14 protein-coding genes are annotated in these 13,578 nt (G+C 53.6%); 7 read left to right on the forward strand and 7 right to left on the reverse strand.

Annotation, left to right across the window (positions count from 1 at the left end):
• Window positions 1-14: 14 nt before the first annotated feature.
• The 7 genes from AC007G_RS03785 to queA form a co-directional block, all read right to left on the reverse strand.
• On the reverse strand, window positions 15-380 hold the full coding sequence (locus tag AC007G_RS03785; protein ID WP_032689266.1) for a VOC family protein: 366 nt from the start codon (window positions 378-380) through the stop codon (window positions 15-17).
• 75 nt (window positions 381-455) lie between these two features.
• Window positions 456-1,853, reverse strand: coding sequence for a M24 family metallopeptidase (locus tag AC007G_RS03790; RefSeq protein WP_064793180.1), 1,398 nt, complete (start codon window positions 1,851-1,853; stop codon window positions 456-458).
• Between the two features lie 114 nt (window positions 1,854-1,967).
• Entirely contained in the window at window positions 1,968-2,939 is a 972-nt protein-coding gene (gene secF, locus AC007G_RS03795) for a protein translocase subunit SecF (protein WP_032689268.1), read from the reverse strand.
• A 10-nt stretch (window positions 2,940-2,949) separates the two neighbouring features.
• The gene (gene secD / locus AC007G_RS03800) at window positions 2,950-4,797 is read right to left on the reverse strand and encodes a protein translocase subunit SecD (protein ID WP_015585040.1); all 1,848 of its coding nucleotides are present in this window, start codon (window positions 4,795-4,797) and stop codon (window positions 2,950-2,952) included.
• 25 nt (window positions 4,798-4,822) lie between these two features.
• Window positions 4,823-5,155: a preprotein translocase subunit YajC gene (gene yajC / locus AC007G_RS03805; RefSeq protein ID WP_004099423.1), complete on the reverse strand. Its 333-nt coding sequence runs from the start codon at window positions 5,153-5,155 to the stop codon at window positions 4,823-4,825.
• Between the two features lie 22 nt (window positions 5,156-5,177).
• Complete coding sequence (tgt, locus tag AC007G_RS03810; protein WP_032689269.1) at window positions 5,178-6,305, reverse strand: tRNA guanosine(34) transglycosylase Tgt; 1,128 nt, start codon at window positions 6,303-6,305, stop codon at window positions 5,178-5,180.
• A 53-nt stretch (window positions 6,306-6,358) separates the two neighbouring features.
• Window positions 6,359-7,429: a tRNA preQ1(34) S-adenosylmethionine ribosyltransferase-isomerase QueA gene (queA, locus tag AC007G_RS03815; RefSeq protein WP_032689270.1), complete on the reverse strand. Its 1,071-nt coding sequence runs from the start codon at window positions 7,427-7,429 to the stop codon at window positions 6,359-6,361.
• A gap of 292 nt (window positions 7,430-7,721) precedes the next feature.
• Between queA and acpH the strand changes: the two genes are divergently transcribed.
• The 7 genes from acpH (at window position 7,722) to fba (ending at window position 13,554) form a co-directional block, all read left to right on the forward strand.
• Window positions 7,722-8,303 (forward strand): ACP phosphodiesterase, encoded by a 582-nt coding sequence (gene acpH, locus AC007G_RS03820; RefSeq protein ID WP_064384244.1) that lies wholly within the window; start codon window positions 7,722-7,724, stop codon window positions 8,301-8,303.
• Between the two features lie 169 nt (window positions 8,304-8,472).
• On the forward strand, window positions 8,473-9,075 hold the full coding sequence (locus AC007G_RS03825; RefSeq protein WP_004858569.1) for a peroxiredoxin: 603 nt from the start codon (window positions 8,473-8,475) through the stop codon (window positions 9,073-9,075).
• 427 nt (window positions 9,076-9,502) lie between these two features.
• Window positions 9,503-9,958: a PTS sugar transporter subunit IIA gene (locus AC007G_RS03830; protein ID WP_032696557.1), complete on the forward strand. Its 456-nt coding sequence runs from the start codon at window positions 9,503-9,505 to the stop codon at window positions 9,956-9,958.
• On the forward strand, window positions 9,952-10,239 hold the full coding sequence (locus AC007G_RS03835) for a PTS sugar transporter subunit IIB (protein WP_004858566.1): 288 nt from the start codon (window positions 9,952-9,954) through the stop codon (window positions 10,237-10,239). Before AC007G_RS03830 ends, AC007G_RS03835 begins: the two co-directional genes overlap by 7 nt.
• A gap of 20 nt (window positions 10,240-10,259) precedes the next feature.
• Window positions 10,260-11,651 carry a PTS ascorbate transporter subunit IIC gene (locus AC007G_RS03840; protein ID WP_004858563.1) on the forward strand — a complete coding sequence of 464 codons (1,392 nt, stop codon included), beginning with the start codon at window positions 10,260-10,262 and terminating at the stop codon, window positions 11,649-11,651.
• A 62-nt stretch (window positions 11,652-11,713) separates the two neighbouring features.
• Entirely contained in the window at window positions 11,714-12,676 is a 963-nt protein-coding gene (locus tag AC007G_RS03845) for a carbohydrate kinase family protein (RefSeq protein ID WP_032700700.1), read from the forward strand.
• A gap of 17 nt (window positions 12,677-12,693) precedes the next feature.
• Window positions 12,694-13,554 carry a class II fructose-1,6-bisphosphate aldolase gene (gene fba, locus AC007G_RS03850; protein ID WP_032689274.1) on the forward strand — a complete coding sequence of 287 codons (861 nt, stop codon included), beginning with the start codon at window positions 12,694-12,696 and terminating at the stop codon, window positions 13,552-13,554.
• Window positions 13,555-13,578 lie beyond the last annotated feature (24 nt).

Consider the following 13,578-nt stretch of genomic DNA (forward strand, 5'->3'; position numbering starts at 1 on the left):
ATAAGCTCTGAAGATTAAGCCGGCTGGTGCAGGCCGACGCGGTTCCCTTCACTGTCGGTAAACAGGGCGATAGTCCCGATATCATGCGGCAGCGCCAGCGGGCCAAAAACGCATCGCCCGCCAGCAGAGGCTACCCGGTCAAGCGTGGCGGCAAGATCGTGGGTATGCAAATAGATGATAGCGCCATCCAGCGACGGTGTGATGCCATCAAATTTTGCCAGCGCCCCGCCGGTGGCCGGATCCTGATGTGGGAAAACAGCGAGTTCGGCAACATCCATGCTCTCCCGGCGAAGCGCCACCTGCATGACCGGCTCATAAAACGCGATGGCACGATCCATATCGACGACCGGAATTTCAAACCAGTTAATTACATTATGCATACATCCTCCTGTCCATTGTTTGGGTTCAGGAGGAGTGTATGACAAGGCTCCTGACAGCATACTGTCAGGAGTGTTTTACGCGGATGGCGTTGTGCAAACCAATGCCCGTGCGTTATCAAGCAGCCAGGGACGTAAATAGCCAACGGTATTCGATAGCGGCAGGACCTCCTCCGGCAGGACAATCCCCAGCTGCTGGCGGATATAGGCCCGCCGGGTGACGATGCGCTGCCAGAGCGCCGGCCAGTTCTCCGCCAGCTCCTCACGTAGCGCCTCATCCGCAACCGCTACGGTATCTTCAATACTGGCCCCGGCATAGCCCGCCCGTGAGGGGATGATATCGATTTGCAGCAGCATGCCGCTACGGATACAGGCCTGGGAGTCCGGCCCTATGGGAGAACACAGCCACTCTTCGTCGGCGACCAGATGGCCGGGGTTCAAATGCCAGTGATACTCTGCTTGCGGTAACACCCGCTCGATCAGCGCATACATCTCACCGCCGCGCATACCGATACGCAGATTCTCCAGCCAGCTGACCACCGCCCGGAAATAGGGCTTCGCCACCACATCGAGGTAGTCCGCCACCTCCGGTGCCAGCTCCGTTTCATCGCCGACCACGTAGGCTGCCCGGCTGCTTAAGCCGCCTTTAAACCCGGTGGTGAGCGAAAACTTATCGCCGCGACGGATAGCCTTATCGCCAGGATAGAGACGGGCATCGGCGAAGCGATCGCCGGTAGCGGCAATCATTACCACGCTGTTGGGCTGGCCTTCTGCTGCCAGCAGCGCGCCGATCTGTTTTTCCGTTTTTCCCGGCGCGATGGCATTCAAAGCCGTGAGGATCGCCGTCGACGCCAGATTGGCGCCATATTCATAGTGCGCCAGCTCATTAGCAGAATTTACCGTTCTCACACCGCCATCTGGCGCGATAAATATTGCCGTGGCATTGGCCACAGCCGCCTGCCGCCCCGCAGCCTGCCGAATCGCGTCAACGATAAAAGCAGGCAGATCGAACATCTGTGAGCGGTCGTCAGCGCTGCCGGTAAACAGCTTCCAGCCTACCAGGCCCAGCGTTCTCCCGCTGCGTATACCGGCATCCTGCAGCAGCTGAGGCAGACTCTTTTCATTGCTCATTGGCTGATTCGGCAACGAGAACCACGGCGCATGGACCACCCGGTTTTCCAGCCGGGCAAAGGCCGCCAGCTTGAGGTTTTCATTACCCAGCACCAGCACCGCCTCCCCTTCGCGATGCAATACCAGCAAGGCTTCTTCAAAACGAGGGATAAAGCCGGTGAGATATTCGAAGTTCCCGCCGTGCTCTTTATCGGCATACACGATCAGCGTGTCGTAGCCATGCTGGTGCATTTGCGCAAGCACCCTGGCTTTACGCTGGCGTAGGGTTTCATCACTGAGCGTCACGGAAGGCACATCGTGCCAGACGGTGGGCTGGGCGACGGCAGAAAGGACTATGGCGGGCATGGGGAATCTCCATCTCATTAAGCGCTAAGAGTGGAGAGTAGCGAAATTTGGCCGGACTGTAATAAAAAAATCCCGGCCTTGCGACCGGGATTGCTTTATCTGAACGCGCCGGATTTACGGCAGAATTGACGGCTGATCCGCCCCTTCTTTTTCGACCTTCTGCTGCAGCATATGCTCACGCTTCATGCCCAGCTTCAGCGCCAGTGCGGACGCAACGTAGATAGATGAGGCCGTACCGATGGAGACACCGATCAGCATGGTCAGCGAGAAGCCTTCCAGTACCGGGCCACCAAAGAGATACAGCATCAGGATCACCACCAATGTGGTTCCGGAGGTGATCAAGGTACGATGCAGCGTCTGGGTCAACGACACGTTGAAGATCTCATACGGCGTACCGCGGCGGATCTTACGGAAGTTTTCACGGATACGGTCAGATACCACGATGCTGTCGTTCAGCGAGTAGCCGATAACCGACATCAGCGAGGCAACGATGGTCAGGTCAATCTCGATATGGAACAGCGAGAGGATACCCATCGTAATGACCACGTCGTGCGCCAGGGCGATAACTACCCCGGCGGCAAGACGCCACTCGAAACGGAAACCAACGTACACCAGGATACAGATTAACGCCGCCAGCAGCGCCAACGCGCCGCTTTGCGCCAGGTCAGCCCCGACGCTCGGCCCCACGAACTCGATTCGCTTAACCGTCGCCGACTGGCTGGTCGATTCGTTAATCACGCTAACGACCTTGCTGCCCAGCTCCTGACTGATGTTGGCATCATGTACCGGCGGCATACGTACCATAATGTCGCGGCTGCTGCCGAAGTTCTGCACCTGCGGCTCTTCAAAACCCGCCTTCTGCAGCGCCTGGCGCATCTGATCCAGTTCGGCCGGTTTTTCGAGGGTAATTTCGATTACCGTACCGCCGGTGAAATCCAGACCCCAGTTAAATCCGCGCACGCCCATCACGACAATGGCGGCAATCAGCAGAAAACCTGAAATGCCGAAAGCCCAGTAGTCCCAGCGCATAAAGTCATAGACTTTACGGCCGTGGTTCAATTGTTCAACAGTATATTCCTGTGCCACAACGCACTCCTCAGATAGACAGCTTTTTAACGCGCTTGCCGCCGTACAGCAGGTTCACGATGGCACGGGTGCCGACGATAGCGGTAAACATCGAGGTTGCCACACCGATACCGGTGGTAATCGCAAACCCTTTAATTGCACCGGTACCGACCGCGTACAGGATGATAACTTTGATCAACGTCGTAATGTTCGCATCGAAGATCGAGCTGAATGCGCCCCGGTAACCTTCATCAATCGCCTGCTGAACGGAACGTCCGTTGCTCAACTCTTCTTTAATACGTTCGTTGATCAGTACGTTAGCATCGACCGCTACCGCCAGGGTTAACACAATACCCGCAATCCCCGGCATACTCAGCGTGGCCCCAGGAAGCAGGGACATGATACCGACGATCAGGACCAGGTTAGCCACCAGCGCAGAGGTCGCGATCAGACCGAATTTCTTATAGAAGAAAATCATGAACAGGATAGAGACCACCAGACCGGCCAGACACGCTTCCAGACCCTGTTTGATGTTCTGCATACCCAGAGTCGGGCCGATGGTACGTTCTTCAACGATCTGAATCGGCGCAATCAGCGCACCCGCACGCAGCAGCAGAGAGAGCTGACGCGCTTCATTTGGGTTGCTGATACCGGTAATACGGAAGCTGTTACCCAGGCGAGACTGGATGTTGGCGATGTTAATCACCTCTTCCTCTTTCACCAGAATGGCACGACCGTTAGCATCTTTCTTACCGCTGTCTTTATACTCCACGAACAGGGTCGCCATCGGTTTACCAATGTTGTCCTTGGTGAAGTTAGACATGATGTTACCACCTGCGCTGTCCAGCGAGATGTTAACCTGCGGCTGGTTGAACTCGTCCATGCTGGAAGTGGAGTCGGTGATATGGTCACCGGTCAGAATCACGCGCTTGTACAGCACAACCGGCCGGCCTTCACGGGTATCTTTCACTTCAGAGTCGCCAGGGACACGGCCGGAAGCGGCGGCGGCACTGTCAACGTTGCTGTTAACCAGACGGAACTCCAGCGTCGCCGTGGCGCCAAGAATTTCTTTCGCCCGAGCGGTATCCTGAATACCCGGCAGTTCAACCACGATACGGTCGGCGCCCTGACGCTGTACCAGCGGCTCGGCAACACCCAGTTGGTTAACACGGTTACGCAGAATGTTGATGTTCTGCTGCACGGCGTATTCGCGGGCTTCTTTCAGGCGCTCATCGGTCATCACCGCTTTCAGGCCGGTAGCGCCCTGCGTGGAGATAACCAGATCGCGGTGACGCGGGCTCAGCCAGGAGATGGCCTGATCGCGTGCGGCGCTATCGCGAAAAGCGATGCTCAGACCATAATTGTCTTCCTTACGCACGGTGGAGTAAGGGATGCCTTTTTCACGCAGCTCGCTGCGCAGGCTGTCGATATTTTGTTCCTGCAGTTTTCCCAGCGCGGTGTCCATATCCACTTCCATCAGGAAGTGTACGCCGCCGCGCAGGTCAAGACCCAGCTTCATCGGCTCGGCATGGATAGCCGCTAACCAGCGAGGAGTCGCCGGAGCTAAGTTCAGCGCCACGACGTATTTATCACCTAACACGTCCACCAGCACTTCACGTGCGCGCAGCTGGACATCGGTGGTGTCGAAGCGCGCAAGGATTGCGCCCTCTTCCAGTGCCACAGACTTAGCGGTAATTTTTTCTTCTTGTAACGTTTTCTGGACCTGGATCAGCGTTTGCTCACTGGCGGCGACACCGCGCGCGCCAGTGATTTGAACGGCCGGATCCTCACCATACAGGTTGGGGAGCGCATACATCAGGCCGACGATAATAACGACGACCAGCATGATGTACTTCCACAAAGGATAACGGTTTAACACGGCAGTTCCCTTAGGGAAAAGTGGATTACAGTGCCTTCATGGTGCCTTTCGGCAGAACGGCAGCTACGAAGTCACGTTTGATAACCACTTCAGTGGTGTCGTTCAGCGCGATAGCAATGTATCCGCTTTCAGCAACTTTCGTGACGCGACCAACCAGGCCGCCATTCGTCAGCACTTCATCGCCCTTGGCGATAGAGTTCATCAGGTTTTTATGTTCTTTGGTGCGCTTCTGCTGTGGGCGCAGGATCATGAAATAGAAAATCAGACCGAACACCACCAGCATCAGAATCAGAGACATCGGGCTACCCTGCGCCGCGCCACCGGTTGCTGCTACCGCATCAGAAATAAAAAAGCTCATTCAAATTCCCTCATTATTAAAATTAATCAACGTTCAAAGGAGGAACAGGTCGCCCCTGACGTTGGTAAAAATCGGTCACGAAGCTCTCTAATTTACCCTCTTCGATAGCCTTACGTAAACCAGCCATTAAACGCTGATAGTAGCGAAGGTTATGAATGGTATTGAGGCGCGCGCCCAATATTTCGTTGCAACGATCGAGATGATGCAAGTAAGCGCGTGAATAATTGCGACATGTATAGCAATCACACTCGGCATCCAGCGGCGCGGTGTCGCTTTTATGCTTCGCATTACGAATCTTCACCACGCCATCGGTGACGAACAGGTGGCCGTTGCGCGCGTTGCGCGTGGGCATGACGCAGTCGAACATGTCGATACCGCGACGCACCCCTTCAACCAGATCTTCTGGCTTGCCGACGCCCATCAGATAGCGCGGTTTGTCGGCCGGGATCTGCGGGCAAACGTGCTCCAGGATACGGTGCATGTCTTCCTTCGGCTCACCGACAGCCAAACCGCCGACAGCGTAGCCATCAAAGCCGATATCTACCAGACCTTTAACGGAGATATCACGTAAATCTTCGTAAACGCTGCCCTGGATAATGCCAAACAGCGCATTTTTATTGCCAAGAGAGTCAAAACGGTCGCGGCTGCGCTGCGCCCAGCGCAGAGACATTTCCATCGAGCGCTTAGCGTAATCCCAGTCCGCCGGATACGGCGTACATTCGTCGAAGATCATCACGATATCGGAACCGAGATCGTACTGAATCTCCATCGATTTTTCCGGATCGAGGAAAATGGGGTCGCCATTAATTGGGTTGCGGAAGTGGACGCCCTGCTCGGTAATTTTGCGGATATCGCCCAGGCTGAACACCTGGAAACCGCCGGAATCGGTCAGGATGGGTCCTTTCCACTGCATAAAATCATGCAGGTCACCGTGCAGCTTCATGATTTCCTGGCCCGGACGTAACCACAGGTGGAACGTGTTGCCGAGGATAATTTGCGCGCCGGTGGCTTCAACTTCTTCCGGCGTCATCCCTTTTACGGTGCCGTAGGTACCAACGGGCATAAAGGCTGGCGTTTCAACCACGCCGCGATCAAACACCAGGCGGCCGCGGCGGGCGCGTCCGTCGGTCGTATCCAGTTCAAATTTCATTTTAACTCCTGCGTCAGAAAAACAGTCTGACGTTAAACACTCATGTCGCGGAGTTATTCCCCGACACGCTCAAAAATAGCCTGCGGATTGTACGTGATAAACATCGCGTCCCCGTAGCTAAAAAAGCGATATTTTTGTTCTACCGCAGCCTTATAGGCATTCATGGTGTGCTGATAGCCAGCAAAGGCTGAAACCAGCATAATCAGAGTCGATTCAGGGAGATGGAAGTTGGTCACCAGCGCATCAACCGCTTTGTACTGATACCCCTGATAGATAAAAATCTGCGTGTCGCCGAAAAATGGCTCAATCAGGTCGTTTTTCGCCGCCTGCGCCGCGCTCTCCAGCGAACGTACGGAGGTGGTGCCCACCGCGATGACCCGGTTGCCGCGCGCTTTCGCCGCCAGCACCGCATCAACGACCTCCTGCGGCACTTCGGCGTACTCGGAGTGCATGATGTGATCTTCAATGGTCTCCACGCGCACCGGCTGGAAAGTCCCCGCGCCAACGTGCAGCGTCACAAACGCCATTTCAATCCCTTTCTCGCGCAGCTTCTCCAGCATCATATCGTCAAAGTGCAGGCCTGCGGTCGGCGCGGCCACAGCCCCCGGCCTGGTGCTGTATACGGTTTGATACAGTTCGCGGTCGGCGTCTTCGTCCGGACGATCGATATACGGCGGCAGCGGCATATGGCCGATGCTGTTGAGGATATCCAGTACCGGACGTTCGTCGTTAAATTCGACTTCAAACAGCGCGTCGTGACGTGCCACCATCGTGGCGTTGATGCTTTCATCATCGCCCAGCAGCAGCTCCGCTCCCGGCTTCGGCGCTTTAGATGCGCGAATATGTGCCAGAATACGTTTGTCATCAAGCATGCGCTCGACCAGCACTTCAATCTTGCCGCCGCTGGCTTTTCGGCCAAACAGGCGCGCCGGGATCACGCGGGTATTGTTAAAGACCAGCAGATCGCCCGGGTTAAGTTTGTCGAGTAAATCAGTGAAAGTCCCATGCGTCAGCGCTCCCGTCGGACCGTCTAACGACAGCAGGCGACAGCGACTGCGCTCCGGCTGCGGGTAGTGGGCGATCAGGGATTCGGGTAGTTCAAAGGAAAAATCGGTAACGCGCATGACGGTGGCTCAGACTAAATAAAGAGGCGGGTAGTCTAGTGCCGGGGCGTCCTCCCTGCAACCTTTACCCCTCTGGATGAATAACATAATCTATACACAAAACCATTCAAGATGCATCGACGCGGCAGCTGAATGCGTCCCCGGGAGCAGACAGGTGTCTATGACCGGGTGAGTGATAAATCTGTCAGGAACAGATTTGAACGCCGCGGAGTGGCGGCCCGCGAGGGCGAGGCTCAAAGATGAGCCGGGTAGCTGAAGCCAACAAAGAGGCAGTTTGAAGGATAAAAGGTCTATGAATTTTCTTGCACACCTGCACTTAGCCCATCTCGCCGACAGTTCCCTGCCCGGCAATCTTCTGGCCGATTTCGTTCGCGGCAATCCCCAGTCGGACTTCCCGGCCGACATTGTCGACGGCATTTTTATGCACCGGCGCATCGATGTCATGACCGATAATCTGCCGGAAGTAAAAGCAGCGCGCGACTGGTTTCGTCCGCAGACCCGCCGCGTGGCGCCCATTACGCTGGATGTGATGTGGGATCACTTCCTGTCGCATCACTGGGCGCGCATTTCACCCGATATGCCGCTCAATGAGTTTGTCCGCTATGCCCAGGCACAGGTAACGCCGGTGTTACCCGATTCGCCGCCGCGTTTCGTGAATCTCAATGCCTATTTGTGGTCGGAGCGCTGGCTTGAACGCTATGAAGATATGGACTTTATTCAGAGCGTCCTCAACGGCATGGCCAGCCGTCGTCCGCGCCTTGATGCCCTGCGCGACTCCTGGCAGGATCTGGATACGCACTACGATAAACTCGAGCAGCAGTTCTGGCATTTTTATCCGCGAATGATGGCGCAGGCCGCCAGGCGCGAACTATAAAGATTGCGCTTTCTCACAGAAAGGCTATCCTGAACAACGTTTTCCGATATAAATTGATAGGTAAAACCTATCTCATTGATTGTCAACGTCACGTTGAGTTCGCATGAACCAGTCCCTATACTTGCCCGCGTTGCGTTCCAATTAACCTTATTATTAACAGGAGAATCATATGGTTCTGGTCACTCGTCAGGCTCCGGATTTTACCGCAGCAGCTGTTTTAGGTAACGGCGAAATCGTTGAGAAATTCAACTTCAAACAACACACCAACGGTAAAGCGACCGTCCTGTTCTTCTGGCCGATGGACTTCACCTTCGTTTGCCCGTCTGAGCTGATCGCTTTTGACAAACGTTACGAAGAATTCCAGAAACGCGGCGTAGAAGTTGTTGGCGTCTCCTTCGACTCTGAATTCGTTCACAACGCATGGCGTAACACCCCGGTAGACCAGGGCGGTATCGGTCCGGTTAAATACGCGATGGTTGCTGATATCAAACGTGAAATCCAGAAAGCTTACGGTATCGAACACCCGGACGAAGGCGTGGCGCTGCGCGGCTCCTTCCTGATCGACGCTAACGGCGTCGTTCGCCACCAGGTAGTAAACGATCTGCCGCTGGGTCGTAACATCGACGAAATGCTGCGTATGGTTGACGCGCTGCAGTTCCACGAAGAGCACGGTGAAGTTTGCCCGGCACAGTGGGAAAAAGGAAAAGAAGGTATGGCGGCTTCTCCGGAAGGCGTTGCTAAATACCTGACCGAGAACGTGTCCAGCCTGTAATCGGCCCATGTTCAGAAAAAGGCTCGCGCATGCGGGCCTTTTTTATCTTCTGCCGCAGCACATGTTGCGCTCGCGCGCGCAGTCGCCGCCCCCTCATGCTTTCCAGACGGCTTTTTTGTTATCAAACTCAAGCTTTGGTAAAAAACTGCCATGATATTTGTGATACGCGAAGCACTTCTAAAAAATAATTCTCTCTTATTTTTGTTCTGTCCCGCCTGATATTTTTTTAAAATTCCATACTCCAATTATAACCAATTGATAATTAACATAATAATAAATGTTATTTTCCCTTAAAAAATAACGCAAAGATCATTCCACTGTGATCAACTTCAAGGTTTAAAAATTCAAATGTGACCTGAACCATGATTTCCTGCGTTCTATTTCGTCATGATTTAACTCAGAAAATAAATGCGTTAAGGATTGGATTATGGAAATCATTTTTGATCGCCGGTTAATCGCACTTGATCAGAACATTACCAGCGCCAGTCAGGCTATCGAATTATCCGGGACGCTGCTGGCCCGCCAGCAAATTTGTCGCCCCGAATACATCACCGCGATGCTCGACGTCTATAAGGATTTTGGTCCCGCCATTGTTATTGATAGCGGGCTGGCGATGCCCCACGCACGCCCCGAAAAGGGGGCCATCCGCACCGGTTTTTCTTTAATCACCACCCGCCAGCCGCTTCACTTTGGTCACGAGGAGTTTGACCCGGTGAGCGTCATTATCGGTATCGCCGGCGCCGATGCCGATAACCATATAAAAATGATCCAGATAATCGCCGCACTGATTGAATCAGATATTGTGTCGTTCCTTCGCGAAGAGCATGACATCAATGCCGTATTCAATTTCATCCACAATAAAATGGAGTCGTCATTATGTTAGTTATCAGAACAGTTTGTGGTAACGGGATTGGCAGTTCATTAATGGCCGCAAGCAATGTCAAAAAAATATGTGATGAATTAGGGATCAAAGCTGACGTCGCCTCCGTTGATTTTGCCAATGCCGTAGGAGAGAAAGCCGATCTCTATATCACCATCAAAGAATTAGCCAATCAGTTCCCTGCACATTGTCAGGTCGCCATCATTCGCAGCTATGTACATAAAGCAAAAATTGCTGAAGATATTACCGACGCCCTGACAAAAATTGCTGCGACTCATTCTTAATCATTATTAAGGACACGATCATGCAGGCTATACTCACCTTCTTATCAGAAATATTCAGCCAACCCGCATTTCTGATGGGGATTATCGCATTTGTCGGTTTAGTGGCACTGCGCTCCCCCGGAAATAAACTTCTCACCGGTACCTTAAAGCCCATCCTCGGTTATTTAATGCTCAGCGCCGGCGCTGGGGTTATCGTTGCCAACCTCAATCCGCTCGGCGGAATTATCGAAGCCGGATTTAATATTCGCGGCGTTATTCCTAACAACGAGGCTATTGTTTCCGTCGCCCAGAAGGTACTGGGCGTGGAAACCATGAGTATATTGCTGTTAGGTTTTATTTTTAACCTGCTGATTGCCCGCTGCACTAAGTATAAATATATCTTCCTTACCGGTCACCACTCTTTCTTCCTCGCCTGTCTGTTCTCGGCGGTACTGCAGGCGGCAGAATTCCGCGGCTGGATGCTGGTATTGATTGGCGGATTCTTACTCGGCTCCTGGTCGGCGATCTCTCCGGCTATTGGCCAACGCTATACCAAGCAGGTCACCGAAGATGGCGGCATTGCGATGGGGCACTTTGGCTCGCTGGGGTATTACATCTCCGCATGGATCGCCAGCAAAACCGGCAACCCGGCGAACTCTTTCGCCGATACCGAAATCTCTGAGAAATGGGGCTTTTTGCGTGATACCACGGTCACTACCGGGATCGTGATGTTCGTTATCTACTTTGTCTGTAGCGCCGTGGCCGGCACCGAATACCTGCGGACAATCACTGACCAGAACATGCTGATCTTCTCTATCCTGACCGGCCTGCAGTTTGCCGTCGGCGTCGCCATCGTCTACAACGGCGTGCGTCTGATCCTTGGCGATCTGGTACCGGCATTCCAGGGGATTAGCCAGAAGCTGATTCCCGATTCGATTCCGGCCGTTGACTGCGCGGTGTTCTTTACGTTTAGCCCAACGGCGGTGGTCGTCGGTTTTATCAGCTCCTTTATCGGCGGTCTGGTCGGGATGCTGCTGCTGGGCGCCTTCGGCATGGCGCTGATCATTCCCGGTATGGTGCCGCATTTCTTCTGCGGCGGGACCTCCGGCGTTTTCGCCGACAAGCTGGGCGGCAAGCGGGGCTGCGTCATTGCCTCGTTCATTGGCGGCATCTTCCTCGCCTTCCTGCCGGCGATGTTGCTACCGGCTTTAGGCAGCCTGGGCTTTGAGAACAGTACCTTTGCCGATTTCGATTTCGCGGTATGGGGCATCATTATCGGTAATGCGTTTACCCAGTTTGGCCAGATAACCATCTATTTGATTTGCCTCGCCCTGCTCATCGCGCTGCTGGTGCCTTTCTGCTTCCGCTCAGTGCGCGTGGTAGGAGATACGCTCAGCTACGAAGCGCTCACGGCGAATAAGAAAAATGAATAGGGTTTCATTTTTCCCTGCGGGAAGCATGCTTCCCGCAGCTGACGACATTATCAGGAGTAGTTATGGCTATATTGTCCATAGGTTTTTCATGTTTTGATCAGTTCTTCTTTCTGAATGAGTGGCCGCAGGAAAACACCAAAAACTTCTGCCACGACTTTATTGAAAGCGGCGGCGGTCCGGCGGCAAATGCCGCATGGCTGCTGGGATTATGGGGCGAGGATGTCTATTACATCGGTCATCTAAATGCGGATATTTACGGTCAGCGTATCGTCGATGAATTTGCTCAGGCCGGAGTCGATACCAGCCACATCGTCTTTTCCGATGAGATGATCACCCCGCTGGCGTCGGTGCTGGTTAACCGTTTAACGGGCTCGCGAACCATTATTACCCGTAAAATGCAAACGCCACCTTCGCTGACCTACGATCAAAAACTGAAACTTGACGATCTCGCACAGCGCCTTATTGCTTCAGAAGAGCCGGTTACTCTGTTAATTGATGGTCACGAAGCCGAAATCAGCGAGTATTTAATTAAAAAACTCCCCTCGGCTCGCGTGGTCATGGATGGCGGTTCGTTACGCGCCAGTAATATCAAACTGGCGGCCTGGACAGATTATTTCGTCGTCAGCGAACATTTCGCCAGAGACTATATGAGCTACCGTGCGCTGAGCACAGAGAAAGAGCTAAAAACAGCGCTTCTCGAACTGAATAAAATCTGCCGGGGCGAGGCTTTTATTACTCTTGGAGAAAAAGGCTGTGCCTTTTTAAAGAGCGGGATGCTGCATATTGTTCCCGCCTGGCAATGTCAGGCCGTCGATACGACCGGCGCCGGCGATGTTTTTCATGGTGCTTTCACTTACGGCGTTCATTATTCATGGCATATCGATAATATTATTCTTTTTGCCAGCCTGACCGCCGCAATCTCTATTGAGAAAAAAGGTGTTCGTGAATCCATGCCGGATCTTGCCGTTGTTCATAACGCATTAAATAGCTACGAAAGAAACTTAACGCAGTATTTTGATGAATAATTAATTCCGAGGTGATTATGTTAGTTTCTATGAAGGACATGCTTCAGCATGCCCTACGGGACGGTTATGCCGTAGGGCAGTTCAATATTAATAATCTGGAATGGGTTGGCGCCGTATTAAGCACCGGGCAACAGCTCCGCTCCCCCATTATTTTGGGCGTTTCCGGCGGCACGGTAAAACATATGCTGGGCCTGAAATGCATTCACGACATCGTGGTGAATGCGATGGACTATCTACAGATTGATATTCCGGTCGCCTTGCATCTCGATCACGGGACCACGCGCGAGGCCTGTGAAGCGGCCATTGAAGCTGGCTTTAGCTCAATTATGTTTGATGGCTCCCATTTGCCGTTTGCGGAAAACCTGGCGATCACCCGCCATCTGGTCGACCTGGCGCACAGCAGAGGCATCTCCGTCGAAGCCGAGCTGGGAACCATTGCCGGCAGTGAAGATGGCATCGTGAATTCTGAGGTTATCTATGCCGATCCGCAGGAGTGTTTTACCCTGGTCAGCGAAACGCAGGTAGACTGCCTCGCCGCCGCGCTCGGTTCTACGCACGGGCTTTATAAAGGGAAGGCTAAACTCGGCTTTGCCGAAATGAAAGCCATATCAGAGCTGGTCAAGGTGCCGCTGGTACTTCACGGCGGGACCGGCATTGCTGACGACGATATACGCAAAGCGATTGCCTGCGGTACGGCAAAAATTAACGTCAACACCGAGAATATGTACGCCTGGTGTGAAGCCGTGAAAGCGCTGTTTGCCGCCGATAACGGCCACGATATTAACGATCCGCGCAAAGTTATCCAGCAAGGCTTGCTGCCCGTACGCGAGATGGTTGCCCGCCGGATCCAGCTATTTGGCTCTCAGAACCGAGGCTAAGTCCGGCATTATCATTGATGCTCA

The sequence above is a fragment of the Klebsiella sp. CSG-1 genome (genome assembly GCF_056521145.1).